The 15,258-nt window shown below is 40.4% G+C and carries 11 protein-coding genes and 1 riboswitch; of the genes, 4 read left to right on the forward strand and 7 right to left on the reverse strand.

The features are described from left to right. Window positions 1–22: 22 nt before the first annotated feature. From rpoC to IGJ04_RS08265, 5 genes are all read right to left on the reverse strand, one after another. Window positions 23–3,676, reverse strand: coding sequence for a DNA-directed RNA polymerase subunit beta' (gene rpoC, locus IGJ04_RS08245; protein ID WP_002354777.1), 3,654 nt, complete (start codon window positions 3,674–3,676; stop codon window positions 23–25). Between the two features lie 166 nt (window positions 3,677–3,842). Continuing rightward, window positions 3,843–7,457, reverse strand: a complete 3,615-nt coding sequence (gene rpoB / locus IGJ04_RS08250; RefSeq protein WP_002389470.1) for a DNA-directed RNA polymerase subunit beta — start codon at window positions 7,455–7,457, stop codon at window positions 3,843–3,845. Between the two features lie 370 nt (window positions 7,458–7,827). Further along, the gene (locus tag IGJ04_RS08255) at window positions 7,828–8,169 is read right to left on the reverse strand and encodes a type II toxin-antitoxin system PemK/MazF family toxin (RefSeq protein WP_002396016.1); all 342 of its coding nucleotides are present in this window, start codon (window positions 8,167–8,169) and stop codon (window positions 7,828–7,830) included. After that, complete coding sequence (gene mazE / locus IGJ04_RS08260; protein WP_002367500.1) at window positions 8,169–8,399, reverse strand: type II toxin-antitoxin system PemI/MazE family antitoxin; 231 nt, start codon at window positions 8,397–8,399, stop codon at window positions 8,169–8,171. The genes IGJ04_RS08255 and mazE overlap by 1 nt, the downstream gene beginning before the upstream one ends. A gap of 414 nt (window positions 8,400–8,813) precedes the next feature. After that, window positions 8,814–9,029: a zinc ribbon domain-containing protein gene (locus tag IGJ04_RS08265; protein ID WP_002354768.1), complete on the reverse strand. Its 216-nt coding sequence runs from the start codon at window positions 9,027–9,029 to the stop codon at window positions 8,814–8,816. Window positions 9,030–9,167: 138 nt separating this feature from the next. Here IGJ04_RS08265 and IGJ04_RS08270 point away from each other — a divergent pair, with 138 nt between their 5' ends. Continuing rightward, window positions 9,168–10,160 carry a biotin--[acetyl-CoA-carboxylase] ligase gene (locus IGJ04_RS08270; protein WP_002419654.1) on the forward strand — a complete coding sequence of 331 codons (993 nt, stop codon included), beginning with the start codon at window positions 9,168–9,170 and terminating at the stop codon, window positions 10,158–10,160. 66 nt (window positions 10,161–10,226) lie between these two features. Here the strand turns inward: IGJ04_RS08270 and IGJ04_RS08275 are convergent, their stop codons facing one another. Together IGJ04_RS08275 and IGJ04_RS08280 are read right to left on the reverse strand one after the other, a co-directional pair. Further along, window positions 10,227–10,859: an RloB family protein gene (locus IGJ04_RS08275; RefSeq protein ID WP_311792091.1), complete on the reverse strand. Its 633-nt coding sequence runs from the start codon at window positions 10,857–10,859 to the stop codon at window positions 10,227–10,229. Between the two features lie 8 nt (window positions 10,860–10,867). Then, window positions 10,868–12,163, reverse strand: coding sequence for an AAA family ATPase (locus IGJ04_RS08280; protein WP_438840114.1), 1,296 nt, complete (start codon window positions 12,161–12,163; stop codon window positions 10,868–10,870). A 203-nt stretch (window positions 12,164–12,366) separates the two neighbouring features. Further along, window positions 12,367–12,533: riboswitch (M-box (ykoK) riboswitch) on the forward strand. A gap of 91 nt (window positions 12,534–12,624) precedes the next feature. Here IGJ04_RS08280 and IGJ04_RS08285 point away from each other — a divergent pair. The 3 genes from IGJ04_RS08285 to IGJ04_RS08295 all read left to right on the forward strand — a co-directional run bounded on the left by IGJ04_RS08285 (window position 12,625) and on the right by IGJ04_RS08295 (window position 15,165). Next, window positions 12,625–14,241 (forward strand): LCP family glycopolymer transferase, encoded by a 1,617-nt coding sequence (locus tag IGJ04_RS08285; protein WP_202229264.1) that lies wholly within the window; start codon window positions 12,625–12,627, stop codon window positions 14,239–14,241. Window positions 14,242–14,595: 354 nt separating this feature from the next. Then, a complete protein-coding gene (locus IGJ04_RS08290) occupies window positions 14,596–14,718 on the forward strand; it encodes a putative holin-like toxin (RefSeq protein WP_002404776.1) in 123 nt (40 codons plus the stop codon). A gap of 303 nt (window positions 14,719–15,021) precedes the next feature. Continuing rightward, window positions 15,022–15,165, forward strand: coding sequence for a putative holin-like toxin (locus IGJ04_RS08295; RefSeq protein WP_016618642.1), 144 nt, complete (start codon window positions 15,022–15,024; stop codon window positions 15,163–15,165). The last annotated feature ends 93 nt before the right edge of the window (window positions 15,166–15,258 follow it).

Here is a 15,258-nt window from a genome sequence, read left to right on the forward strand (position 1 = left end):
GCTCCTTACGGCTTTTTAGGGTTTATTTATTGATGTTTTTCATCGCATCTTCAGCAGCCATTTGTGCTTCGATGTCTGAAATACTATAAACGTTTTCGCTAGCTACGCCAACTTCTTTTGGTTCCATGTTACGGTAACGAGCCATACCAGTACCAGCTGGGATGATTTTACCAATGATAACATTTTCTTTCAATCCAAGTAATGGATCTTTTTTGCCACGGATAGCAGCATCTGTTAACACGCGTGTTGTTTCTTGGAAGGATGCAGCAGATAAGAAGCTGTTTGTTTCCAATGACGCTTTGGTAATACCAAGTAAAACTGGACGACTAGTAGCAGGGACGCCACCAGCAACTAATGTGTCGTAGTTACGGTCTTTAAATTCTGCGATGTCCATTAATGTTCCTGGAAGGATTTCAGTGTCACCTGGATCCATTACGCGGATTTTACGTAACATTTGACGAACCATTACTTCGATATGTTTATCGCCGATTTCTACCCCTTGCATACGGTAAACACGTTGTACTTCACGTAATAGGTAGTTTTCAACAGATAAAACATCACGAACTTGTAATAATTGTTTTGGATCAATTGAACCTTCTGTCAACGGTGCACCACGGTGGATGATGTCGCCTTCAGCAACTTTCATACGTGCAGTGTAAGGGACAGTATAGGTACGTGTATCTGTTTTTCCTTTGATGGTTACTTCTTTTTGACGTGTGGCAGGATCTTCAGAAATATCGATAACTTCACCGGTTACTTCTGTAATCACTGCTTGTCCTTTCGGATTACGTGCTTCAAAGATTTCTTGGATACGAGGTAAACCTTGAGTGATATCGTCACCGGCAACCCCACCGGTATGGAACGTACGCATGGTTAACTGTGTACCAGGTTCCCCGATAGATTGAGCGGCGATTGTACCAACTGCTTCTCCGACTTCAACGTCAGAACCAGTTGCCAAGTTACGTCCGTAACAGTGCTTACATACACCATGTTTTGTGTTACATGTAAAGACAGAACGGATGGTTACTTTTTCAATACCAGCGTCCACGATTTCTCTGGCAAGATCTTCAGTGATTAATTGATCCGCACCAATGATGATTGCACCAGTTTCTGGATGAACAACTGATTTACGTGTATAACGACCTAATAGACGTTCGTCTAATGGTTCGATAATTTCGTTACCTTCACGAATTGCTTCGATTTCAAGACCACGGTCAGTGCCACAGTCGTCTTCACGAATGATTACGTCTTGGGCAACGTCAACTAAACGACGTGTTAAGTAACCTGAATCGGCTGTCTTCAAGGCCGTATCGGTCATCCCTTTACGAGCCCCGTGAGTTGAGATAAACATTTCTAAGACAGAAAGTCCTTCACGGAAGTTTGAGATGATTGGTAATTCCATGATTCGTCCATTCGGAGCGGCCATCAAACCACGCATACCAGCTAACTGTGTAAAGTTGGAGATGTTACCACGGGCTCCAGAGTCAGACATCATGAAGATTGGGTTACGAGCTTCCATACTTTCGATCAGTTTTTGTTGGATTTCGTCTTTGGCACCGTTCCAAACGCCGATTACACGTTCATAACGTTCGTCATCAGTAATTAAACCACGACGGAATTGTTTAGTAATTGTTTCAACTTGTTTGTGGGCAGCATCAATGATTGCTTGTTTTTCATGAAGAACCATGATATCGGCAATCCCTACCGTCATCCCAGCATAAGTTGAGTGTTTGTAACCTAAGTCTTTCATGCGGTCAAGCATTTTAGAGGTTTCCGTAATGTGGAATCTCTTGAAGACTTCAGCAATGATATTTCCAAGATTTTTCTTCTTGAATGGTAAAACTAATTCTTGCTCTTTAATGTGTGCAGGAATGTCTGTACCAGCTTCTACGAAGTATTTATCTGGTGTTTGAACAGTTAAGTTATAGTCTGTTGGTTCGTTCAAGTAAGGGAACTCAACAGGCATGATTTCGTTAAAGATGATCTTACCAACTGTGGTGATTAAGATTCGTTCTTTTTGCCAATCAGTAAATGGTTTGTCACCTAAAAGTGTTGTTTGAACCCCAATCCGTGAGTGTAAATGCACGTAGCCATTTTGCCATGCTAAAACAGCTTCGTTCATGTCGCGGAAGATCATCCCTTCCCCTTCACGGCCTTCTTCTTCCATTGTTAGGTAGTAGTTACCTAAGACCATATCTTGAGATGGTGTAACAACTGGTTTACCATCTTTCGGGTTCAAGATATTTTGGGCAGCAAGCATTAACATACGAGCTTCTGCTTGTGCTTCTTCATTTAGAGGCACGTGAACCGCCATTTGGTCTCCATCGAAATCGGCATTGTAGGCTTCACAAACTAATGGGTGAAGACGGATGGCACGACCTTCAACAAGAACAGGTTCGAAAGCTTGGATCCCTAATCTATGCAACGTAGGTGCCCGGTTAAGTAAAACTGGGTGTTCTTGGATAACTTCTTCTAAGATATCCCAAACTTCATCTTCGCCACGTTCGATTTTACGTTTCGCATTTTTAATGTTTGTCGCAATTTCACGTTGTACTAATTCACGCATTACAAATGGTTTGAATAATTCAATCGCCATTTCTTTTGGTAAACCACATTGGTACATTTTTAAGAACGGACCAACGACGATTACGGAACGACCAGAATAGTCAACACGTTTACCTAGTAAGTTTTGACGGAAACGACCTTGTTTCCCTTTCAACATGTGAGAAAGAGATTTCAATGGACGGTTACCTGGTCCAGTAACTGGACGGCCACGACGACCATTATCGATTAAAGCATCGACCGCTTCTTGTAACATCCGTTTTTCGTTTTGAACGATGATGCTTGGCGCATTTAAGTCTAATAAACGTTTTAGACGGTTGTTACGGTTGATAACACGGCGGTATAAGTCGTTTAAGTCACTTGTTGCAAAACGACCACCTTCCAATTGAACCATCGGACGTAAATCTGGTGGAATAACTGGGATAACATCCATTACCATCCAGCTTGGTTGGTTACCAGAGGCACGGAAGGCTTCTAAGATGTCTAAACGACGGATGGCACGTGTCCGTTTTTGACCAGAAGCTGTTTTCAATTCTTCTTTTAATTGCGCAACTTCGCCATCTAAATCGACGTTATCTAATAATTGTTTCACGGCTTCGGCACCCATAGCAGCTTTGAAGGCTTGGCCATATTGTTCACGTTTTTCACGATATTCGCGTTCCGTTAACAATTGTTTTTTCTCTAATGTTGTGTCACCTGGTTCGATGACAACGTATGAAGCAAAATAAATGACTTCTTCCAATGCACGAGGGCTCATGTCTAAAACAAGACCCATCCGAGATGGAATTCCTTTAAAGTACCAGATATGTGAAACTGGTGCGGCTAATTCAATATGTCCCATACGTTCACGACGTACTTTTGAACGAGTGACTTCAACGCCACAACGGTCACAGACAATACCTTTATAACGGATACGTTTATATTTACCACAAGCACATTCCCAGTCTTTGGTTGGACCAAAAATGCGTTCACAGAATAATCCTTCACGTTCGGGTTTTAATGTACGGTAGTTAATTGTTTCGGGTTTTTTAACTTCCCCATAAGACCAGCTTCTGATCTTTTCTGGTGAAGCAAGCCCTATTTGCATACTTTCGAATTTATTTACATCGATCAAAAGGAATTCCCTCCATTTCCTTATTTAGAGAAGCTGAGTCAGCAACTTGTTAGCAAATGGCAAGCATCACTTGAAAGAAGGTCTGACGACACTTGGAACAAGTAATGGCTTGCGCAGTTGCAACAAAGTCGCAGTTGAATCAACTCATCAGAGTGGTAGCGACAAATTAGTCTCTGTCTTCGGCTGTTTCGATTTCTTGAACAACGTCTTGTGCTTCTTCTTTCACGACTGATTCTGCTTCTTTTTCCAGCTGTTTCGCTGATTGTTGTTCCGCAAATTTGGTTAGTGCGTCAACGGTGATTAAATCATCATCGTCATCGTCCATATCGCGTAACTCAATCTCAGCTTCCTCAATGTCCAAGACACGCATGTCTAAACCAAGTGATTGTAATTCTTTCACTAATACTCGGAATGATTCAGGCACACCTGGTTTTGGAATTGGTTCACCTTTAACGATGGCTTCGTATGTTTTCACACGTCCGACAACGTCATCAGATTTGTAAGTTAAGATTTCTTGTAATGTGTAAGCAGCACCGTAAGCTTCCAGTGCCCAAACTTCCATTTCCCCGAAACGTTGTCCACCGAATTGAGCTTTACCACCCAACGGTTGTTGCGTAACAAGAGAGTAAGGTCCGATTGAACGAGCATGCAATTTGTCATCAACCATGTGGGCTAATTTAATCATATACATGACACCAACGGAAATACGGTTATCAAATGGTTCACCTGTACGTCCATCGTAAAGAACTGTTTTAGCGTCGCTAGCCATACCAGCTTCACGAACAGTTTCCCAAACGTCTTCATCGGTTGCCCCATCGAAAACAGGTGTTGCGACGTGAATACCTAATTGGCGAGCAGCCATACCTAAGTGTAATTCAAGTACTTGTCCGATATTCATACGAGAAGGTACCCCTAATGGGTTCAACATGATATCAACAGGTGTTCCGTCAGGTAAGAATGGCATATCTTCTTCCGGCATAATACGGGAAACAACCCCTTTATTTCCGTGACGTCCCGCCATTTTATCTCCTTCGTGAATTTTACGTTTTTGAACGATATAGACACGAACTAACATGTTGACACCTGGTGATAATTCATCGCCAGCTTCACGAGTAAAGATTTTCACATCATGAACGATACCGCCGCCACCGTGAGGTACACGGAGAGACGTATCACGAACTTCGCGGGCTTTTTCCCCGAAGATTGCGTGTAATAAACGTTCTTCTGCAGATAATTCTGTAACCCCTTTAGGTGTGACTTTCCCAACTAGTAAGTCGCCATCTTGAACTTCAGCACCAATGCGGATAATCCCCATTTCGTCTAAGTCTTTCAACGCGTCTTCCCCAACGTTTGGAATTTCACGGGTAATTTCTTCAGGTCCTAATTTTGTATCACGTGCTTCTGATTCATATTCTTCAATATGCACAGAAGTGTAGACATCGTCTTTAACTAAACGACGGCTCATGATAATGGCATCCTCGTAGTTGTAACCTTCCCATGTCATGAAGGCAACTAAGACGTTTTGCCCTAAAGCCATTTCGCCTTCTTCCATAGAAGGTCCATCCGCTAAAGTATCACCTTTTTCAACTTTTTCACCTAAGTGAACAATTGGGCGTTGGTTGTAGCTTGTTCCTGAGTTAGAACGACGGAATTTTGTAACCATATATTTGTCTAATGCGCCATTGTCGCGACGAACGCGAATTTCTTTGGCATCGACGAATTCTACGACACCGTCATGTTTACATAGTAGAGCAGCACCTGAGTCATGGGCTGATTTATATTCCATCCCTGTACCTACCCACGGAGAGCGTGGTTGAATTAATGGCACCGCTTGACGCTGCATGTTGGCACCCATCAAGGCACGGTTGGAGTCATCGTTTTCTAAGAAAGGAATACATGCTGTTGCGACTGCGACTACTTGTTTTGGTGAAACGTCCATGTAGTCAACTTTGTCTACGGCAACTTCTAAGTTTTCACTTTGTAGACGCGCCATAACAACATCATTGGCAAATGTGCCATCTTCATTTAAAAGTGAGTTCGCTTGCGCTACGATATAATGGTCTTCGATGTCTGCTGTTAAGTAATCTACTTGATCAGTAACACGGCCTGTCGCACGATCAACACGGCGATAAGGCGTTTCGATGAAACCAAATTTATTCACTTTCGCATAACTAGATAAACTATTGATCAACCCGATATTCGGTCCCTCAGGCGTTTCAATTGGACACATACGACCATAGTGAGAGTAGTGAACGTCACGAACTTCATAACCGGCACGGTCACGAGTCAAACCACCAGGCCCTAAGGCTGATAGACGACGTTTATGGGTTAACTCACCTAATGGGTTTGTTTGGTCCATGAACTGTGATAACTGTGAAGAACCAAAGAATTCTTTGATACTTGCTACCACTGGACGGATGTTAATTAATTGTTGTGGTGTCAATGTTTCTGTGTCTTGAATAGACATTCTTTCACGAACCACACGTTCCATACGGGCTAAACCAATACGGAATTGGTTTTGTAATAATTCGCCTACTGAACGGATACGACGATTACCTAAGTGGTCGATGTCATCGACATTGCCGATATCTTCCATTAAGTTGAAGAAGTAGCTCATTGAAGCAACAATATCCGCTGGACGAACTGTTTTGACGCTGTCGTCTGGATAGCCGTTACCAATCACATTTACGATACGTTCAGGATCTTTTGGTGAAAGAACTTGAATCACTTGGATTGTCATTGGTTCAGTTACTACCGCATCTTCACTTGGATAGTAAGTTACGCTGTTTAAGCCGTTGTCGATATATTCGCCTAATGTTTCCATGATTTGGTGTGTTAAAACCGTGCCTTTTTCGACAATGATTTCACCAGTTTCTGGATCAACTAGCGTTTCAGCTAAGGTTAAGTTTAATAGACGTGTTTTTAAGTCTAATTTTTTGTTAACTTTGTAGCGACCAACGTTTGCCAAATCATAACGTTTTGGATCAAAGAAACGTGCAGTTAACAAGCTACGTGAGCTATCTGCTGTTTTTGGTTCGCCTGGGCGAAGACGTTCATAAATGTCCTTCAAGCCTTCTTCTGTACGAGAATCACTTGCATTTTTGTGTAAATCTTTTTCAATTGTGTTGCGTAAGCTTTCGCTGTCGCCGAAAATTTCGAAGATGGTATCATCTGAACCGAAACCTAAAGCACGAACTAACACAGTTAAAGGAATTTTACGTGTGCGGTCAATCCGAACATAAGAAATGTCTTTCGCATCTGTTTCCATTTCTAACCATGCACCACGGTTAGGAATGACTGTTGAGCCAAAACCTTCTTTGCCGTTTTTGTCCACTTTTCCATGGAAGTAAACACCTGGAGAACGAACTAATTGGGAAACGATAACACGTTCTGCCCCGTTGATGATGAAGGTACCCATTTCTGTCATTAATGGGAAATCGCCGAAGAATACTTCTTGGGATTTAATTTCACCTGTTTCACGGTTGGTTAAACGTAATGTTACATGTAATGGCGCAGAATAGTTGGCATCATGTGCGCGGGCTTCTTCTACTGTGTACTTTGGTTCTTTTAATTCATAGTCAACAAATTCTAAGGATAAGTTTCCTTGGAAATCATCAATTGGTAAAATGTCTTCAAACATTTCACGAAGTCCCTCATCTAAAAACCATTGATAAGAGTCTGTTTGGATTTCAATTAAATTTGGTAATTCCAATACTTCACTGATACGTGCGAAACTTCTACGTTCGCGATGCTTTCCGTATTTTACTACGTGTCCAGCCAAGCTCTTCACCCCTCTAGTTATAAGTCTATCAAAACACCGATCCGAAAAATTACATTTACGTTACATATATTAAATATATGTAACAAAAAGCATTTTTTGCAGTTTTTAAGCAAAAAAAAACCAAAAATAGAACATGCTTCCGAAAAATTTTCTGGCGTTTCTACTTTTGTTTTCCTATAAAAAACCGGAACGGACAATATTTCGCTCCTGCTTCGTCACTTTCAGATAGTTTTTGCTCTATAGATTCTACTACCTTTGTCCAGAAAAGTCAAGGGTTTCTTTAAGGTTTTCTTTTTCATAAAAAGGAGTTTTTTTGTAAAGGGTTTTAATGAAAAAATGCGTAATAAATAATTACGCATTTTTTCAACAACTAGAAAATATATTCAATTATTTGGTCAATTTTCGCCATATCTTTTAATGGCAAATGCTCAATTTGACTTAATTTTCTTTCAGTGAAGTCCAAAGATTTCAGTTGTGAGATCACTACTTGTCCATGGGTTTCTATGACATCGGGCAACGTATATCGAGTGGGAATATTTTTAATGGTGGAAGTAATCGGGCAAATCACAGCAAACATGGTTTTCCGATTAAATTCATATCTTGACACGACTAAACCAAGGCGTCTCTGCTGAATTTCTTTACCTGCAGCAGGATCAAAATCAATCCATACAATATCTCCTTTTTTGGGAATGTACTTCTTTTCAACGTTCATTAAAAAAGTTCTCTCCCCTCAGGTGCAAGATCATGCCACTCATCTTTTTCATAATACTCACCTTCTGGACCTTCACTAAATGGATCCTGAATTTTAGGGACTAATGTAATTGTACCGTCGTCAGAATACATCACAATATATTCTTGGTCGACTTTTGGTTTTTTACCATTATCAGTGGGTAAAGTTAAAACGACCGAGTTTCCTTGTCTTCTTGATTTAGTTGTTAGCATGAAATCACTCCCTTCGCTTCATTATACTATGCCTTTGCAATGATAGAAAGAATTTTAAATCACACTAAATGTGACTGAGTTTACTATATAATGCGATAATGCGCGTGGGACAAAAATCACTTTGGATTTTTGCTCCACGCTCAAAAACTGATAAACGGCGGGAACAGAAGCAACACTACGCGTTGCTCCGATCTCAACAACTTCTAAGGTGTTTTCTCGACATGCGTCTCGTCACAGTACAGCCTTCAAAAGAGCTACAGCTCTAAGAGTTGCGATGTTTCACTGTGAAGCATGAACAGATGAAATCATCGTACCTACTTGGTTCTCGGAGTTAAACGCTTCTGGCCCGACCTCCTTTTCCCTATCTTCCTCTTCACACAAAAAAACGAATGCAAAGATGCATTCGTTTTTTGACTAACCGCCACCTAATAAAAAGTCTAGGACATTCATGCCGCCGCTTGTTTGGCTGCGGTAAAGTTCGGTGTAGCCGCATTGGGTACAGCTAATTGTAATAAATTTTTTATTTTGAACATCAAAAATTTTCGCAAAGTTCCCACCTGTTGCTTGAAATTGGTCCGATACATAGTGCATGTTGCCACATTTCTCACAAACATATTGTTGCTTTTCCATTCCCCTCACTCCTTCTCAATAAAATAAGTATAACAAACGCCTGCTTCATTTTCCTCCATCCTAAGATGGATTTTTTCACTAGTTGACCAAGCCTTTTCCTTTCCGCTACAATAAGCATAACGAATCGGAGGAAAAAATATGTCGACAAAAAGCCAAGTCCTAACTTTATTGATGAAACAAACGCCCGCATTCCTTTCTGGCGAAGAGATGGCACAACGTCTGTCCTTATCTCGCACAGCTATTTGGAAAGCAATTAATGAATTGAAAAAAGATGGCTATCAAATTACTAGCGTGCAAAACAAGGGGTATCGCCTTGAAAAATCAGATGTCCTTTCTGCAGAAGGCATTCAGTTGGCATTATGGCCCCAAACGCCGCCTTTAACAATTACCGTCCTAGAAACATCTGAATCTACCATGACCGATGCTAAGCGGGCGATTTTAGACCAGACGCCCGACAATACTTTGATTGTTGCTGACATGCAAGAAATGCCGCGGGGCAGGTTCGGCCGACCATTTTTCGCTACGCCAGGTAAAGGGATTTACATGAGCATGGTGCTTCAACCGAACCAAAATTTTGAAGAAATCGCCCAATATACTGTGATTATGGCCGTAGCGGTCGCTCGAGCAATGGATGCTCTGGCAGGCGTTCACACAGAAATTAAATGGGTCAACGACCTTTATTTAAATGGCAAAAAAGTTTGCGGGATTTTGTCGGAAGCCATGAGCAATGTGGAAACAGGGCAAATTTCCAATGTTATCATCGGCATGGGGATTAATTTTTCAATTACAGAAACCGAATTTCCTGAGGACATTCGGCAGAAAGTGACTTCCCTTTTCCCAGATGGTGAACCGACGGCGTCGCGAAATGAACTAGTCGCCAACATTTGGAATCATTTTTATCAAATTTTAGACGAACGTTCAACGAAAGACTTTTTAGAAGAATACCGACAACGCTCCTTTGTGATTGGCAAAGACGTCGCTTTTACCCAAAACGGGCAAGACTTCCGCGGCGTTGCGACAACCATTAATGGAAACGGGGAATTGATTGTCCAGTTGCCTGATGGTACGTCCAAAACGTTGTCTTCTGGGGAAATTAGTTTGGACCAGATTGGTGAATGGCGTCGAGGATAAGTGGGGAAATTTAGAAAAAGAGCAAGAAAGCATCTGTCTAAATTTAAACAGATGCTTTCTTGCTCTTTAAAAATCAACTTCTTTTTGTGCTAACATTTCGCACAATTCTTTTGGGAAATTCGTATAGGGATTTTCATTGATTTTCATTTCTTCTAAAGGAGACAACCAGTTTTTATTCGTATTCTGAAAAGCAATAGCTACTTTTCCTTCAAGATACTTACATACTTCTGCGCCTTTAAAATTTCGATAACTGTCTTTTAAATGCAGAACTTTCTCTAATCTCCCATATAAATTTTCTCTAGTCATGTATCGATTGACTTCCTCAAAGTGAAGTAATAACCAGAGTTCAAAGCATTCATTTGAAAAAATTGTCTTGATTTCAGGACGATGTCGTTGTGCACATCTTACCGCGTTTTCAATCGATTCTGTGGTTTGTTCGTCCTTGTCATACATAACATAAAACAAATCATAATTGTCTCGCTCCGCTTTTCCCATACTCCGAATACAGGAAACGGCGTATTCGACCAACGCCTCTCCTTGACGTCTACATGTTTTTACTTTGAGTTTACTTTTAATATTGACTGCAGAATATTTTCGTTTAATCAATCTAAGGTAAGCTTCTTCTGTTTCTCCTTCGCAAAAAATCATGACATTTGGTTTTAATTTCTTTCCTTTTTTTACCCTTTTTATTTTTGGCATACCAACTTCTACTCCTTTACCTTCACTGCCTGAACGATTTCACTTCGATCAATATGAGGAACACCACCGAACAGACCATTTAAATAACGGCGATAATATGTGATATCTCCGCGACCTTTTTTTGGGTCTGCTTCAAAGTCATACAAAGCGTATAATTCGCTGGCGCCACGATAATTCTTATCTGTGAAGTAAATTTGATCCTTTCTCAATTGATTATCCATCAAATGAAGTTCATGGGAGGTCAAGATAAATTGTGTATTCGTCTCCATGGCATTGAACGCTTCTAACAATGTTCCTGACAACTCTTGATGAAACGCATCATCAAATTCATCAAAAACAAAAACTTTTTCTTCTGGATTAAATAAAATATTTAGCGCTAAGCCAATTAATTTTTTTGTCCCAGAAGATTCCAAATCATAATGAATACGTTCTTGTCCGACCACTTGATTCATTTCGTCATATTGGTTATAAACAGAGTACAGCGAATACAGACTTTTCTTGACTCGACCAATTTCAATGGTCGAGTCTTTTTCTTGGATAATTCGTTCTAAAACAGCGGCTAATTTTTCTTGTTTCGAGTAATCTTCCTCTTTGTCTTTCACAGGAACCAAGTCAACCATGTTCATATCCGCAAGTTTCAAAAAGTTCAAGACTTTCTCTTTGTCTTTTTCATTGTTCAACCGTTCAATATTCCGTAAAGATCCATCAAAAATAACTAACTGATTGGCAAACCAACGAACGACATTCGTAGCGTGCTGATCATTTTTTGATTCCAACGTATGGATAACTAACGAATTAGACTTAATTTGTGTTTGGTATTCTTGATATTTTTCTGGAAAAACGGAAGATTCCGCACCGTCTCTCTTAAAATAATAAACAAAATCATCCTGCGTTTTGTCATAAATCTCTAAAGATTCCTTAACTACTTCGCGCGCTGTGTTAGCTAACGAATAGCGATACAAGACACTGTCATTAATAAATTCAATGGTCATAACAGATGGGCTCTGTTTAGTGAGAGGGTCTAACGCAAAAGGTTCATATAATAAAGCATCATTAATCGAAGCTTGTTCTCTTAAAACTAATGTTTTTAATGCATTTAACCCACTCACTAAATTTGATTTTCCTGAACCATTTCCCCCAAAAACAATGGCACTCTTCAGTAACCTTAGTTTTTCTGGGTAATTTTTAGGCTTCACTTCGAAACGATTATTGACATACTTTCGTAAATACGCGCCTGTTTGTAGGGAAAGTGTTTGTTCCTCTTTAAAAGATAGAAGATTTTTGACTGTAAAATTAACTAGCATGCTGTTCACCTCCTCGTTTTTTCATCTATTCTTTTATTATATCGTTAAAAGCAGATACTGTAAAACGTTTTTCCGTTTTTAAAATAAATTCCCCGAAATAACGCTTTTCTCCCACACCTTTAAATTTATTTAAAAAACAATAAATTTTCTTAAACTTCATTGTGAGAACCGCTGCATAAATTCTATACTTCTAGCGTTAGATAAAATAACCTTGTTAGGTGAGGCTCCTATCCAAACATAGGCTATTGCGCAGAAATGTCGAAAGACACCAATGTGTAAAACAGGAATGGTCGAATTAAGGCTCTTCTAAAAATAGCTAAGAGAAATCTTTACGTTGGATAGTGCTAAAGCTCAGACGATGAGAACCGATTGGCTTGCTGTGTCCTGTTTAGTCGCAAGCGCTTATTTACGATCGATGCTGGCTTAGTCTACTCTTTCAAGGGAAAAAGAAAGGGATTCTCATGCAAACATCGAATAAAAAATTTCCACTTTATGCCCTAACAACGCTTTGTTTTACTTTCCTCACTTTGTTAGTGGCGGCTAGTCCAAATTGGTTTCAACAAATGGACGAAGCTATTTATCACATCAAATGGCAATTAAATGCCCCACTTTTAACAGCGGTCAATCTGTTAGCAAAAACAGCCACGATTGGACCAATGCTGCTATTCTTCTTATTATTAATGGTGTACCTTTTACGCAAAAAAGAAAAAATCCTAGCCTTTTGGGCTGTCAGTAACCTATTAGCTGTCGGTTTTTTAGGGAGCGTTTTTAAACATGTGGTGGGTCGGGCTCGACCAAACCTAGGTGCTTTAGCTGATCGAAGCTCTGCTAGCTTTCCCAGCGGACATTCATTATTGGCAATGGCGCTGGTCTGTACGATTTTGATCATTTTGGCCTATCTTCATGTCGAAAAAACCAAAGGCATCAAAATTTTCTTACTCACTTATTTAGTTTTGATTGTGTTAGGTCGCTTAATCTTACGCGTTCATTATCCTAGTGATGTCATCGCTGGGATGCTCCTAAGTTATAGCTGGATCAACTTTTCATTTCAAATTGTTCAACGTTATTTGCCGGCACCTGAACCAGAGGAAGCAGAAGTACCGACACAACGCCGGCGCCGCCATTCTCGTAAAAGAAAAAGTTTATTCGTGGTCTTCAGTTTAACTCTTTTATTTTTAGGCACACTTTCTGTTTCGGCTTACGGCGTCAGCATGTATCGTAATTTGCAAAAAACGGCGAACACCATGTATAAACCAAGAAAATCTTCCACGAAGAGTCCCGATTTAGCCAAAGGAGAACCGGTTAGTTTCTTAATTATGGGAATTGCGAATGACTCAAAACGCAAAACCGATTACCGCTCCAACGCCTTAATGGTGGTCACAGTGAATAATCAATTACAAAAAACTACCATCACCAGCATCCCGCGTGACTACTATGTGGAAATGGCTGGCACCAATGGCGAATACAATAAAATCAATGCGGCCCACGTTTTCGGTGGTGCCGATATGCAAATTAAAACGGTTGAAAATGTCTTGCACATCCCAATCAATCATTACTTTTCAATTGATATGGATGCTATGAAGGACCTTGGCGATGCGGTGGGCGGCGTCACTGTCGACAACGCCTTTGCTTTTGACGCTGAAGGGATTCATTATCCGAAAGGCAAACAGCATTTAGGGGGCTGGGAAGCTTTACAATACGCGCGCATGCGTTACGAAGACCCCGAAGGCGACTATGGTCGTCAACGCCGCCAACGAGAAGTTTTAATCGAATTAACCAACAAACTACTTTCTTTTAACAGCTTGCTAAAATATCAAGAAATTCTGGACGTAATCGGCGAACATGGCGAAACCGACTTATCCTTTGACCAAATGATGGCAATGCTAAAAAAATACACCCCCGCACTAAAAACGATTGAAACCGATCAATTAAAAGGCTACGATTACACTGGCGATGGCGTGACAGGGATTGAAGGTATTTCTTATCAACTTGTGGAAGAGAGTGAACGCCAACGTGTCGAAAATGCTATTAAAGAACAAATGAACCTCTCTACAAAAGACACTGAACAATCGCAATAACGACTAAAAAGCAGCGCCCCTTAATGAAAGGGGCGCTGCTTACTTTGGCTAGTTAGACGGTCATTTCAAAAATATTAACTTTTGTCACCGTTAGTAACGGCTCTACATCAGAGAGGTATATTAGCGCATAGCTCTCTTTTCATTACCATTATAGTACAATTGCCTAAAAAAATATATTGGGAGCTAATTATTTTTTTGTTTTACATGGTATAATCTAAGTGTAGATAAGTTAACACGGAGGCAAGCGCACAGGAACATGCGCTTTGCGACGAGAATCGCAACGAAGTGAGAAGCGTAGGAGCAGATGCTTTCCCCTTTCGGTGGTGGTGCTTATGAATGTAAGTACTGAAATCTATGAAAGGAGTAGGCCTTTTGTCAGCATATGAGACAATTCAGACGATCCTAGGGTTTGGTATGTTTACCATTGCTTTGATTGCACTGATTGTGAAATTGCTTAAAGAAGACAAAAAGAAATGACCGCTGTTTAACTTTGCCTAGTTAGACGGTCATTTCAAAATCTTTAAAATTTTGTCACCGTTAGTAACGGCTCTACACTAGAGAGGTATGTTACAGCATCTCTCTCTTTTCATTGCTATTATAGCACAATTACCTAAAAAAAACATATTACAAACTAATTATTTTTTAGTTTCGCATGGTATACTCTAAGCGTAGAGAAGTTATGGCGGCGGCAAGCGCACAGGAACATGCGCCTTGCGACGAGAATCGCAACGAAGTGAGAAGCGTAGGAGCAGAGACTTTCCCCTTTCGGTGGTGGTGCTTATGAATGTAAGTACTAAAATCTATGAAAGGAGAGGCCTTTTGTCTATCGCAGAAGCTTTAGCTCTGATGATTAGTTTCGGTTCTTTTATCGCAACGTTAATCTTCGGAATCCTAGAGGCTGTTAAAGAAGACAAGAAAAAATAACCGTCAACTTTAGCGAGCACGGTTATTTTTTATAAATCACTAAAAATCGCTACCGTCTGAAACGGCTCTAAACTAGAGAGCTATGTTGTCGCA

It is taken from the genome of Enterococcus sp. AZ050, from assembly GCF_051715085.1.
Classification (GTDB): Bacteria; Bacillota; Bacilli; order Lactobacillales; family Enterococcaceae; genus Enterococcus; species Enterococcus faecalis.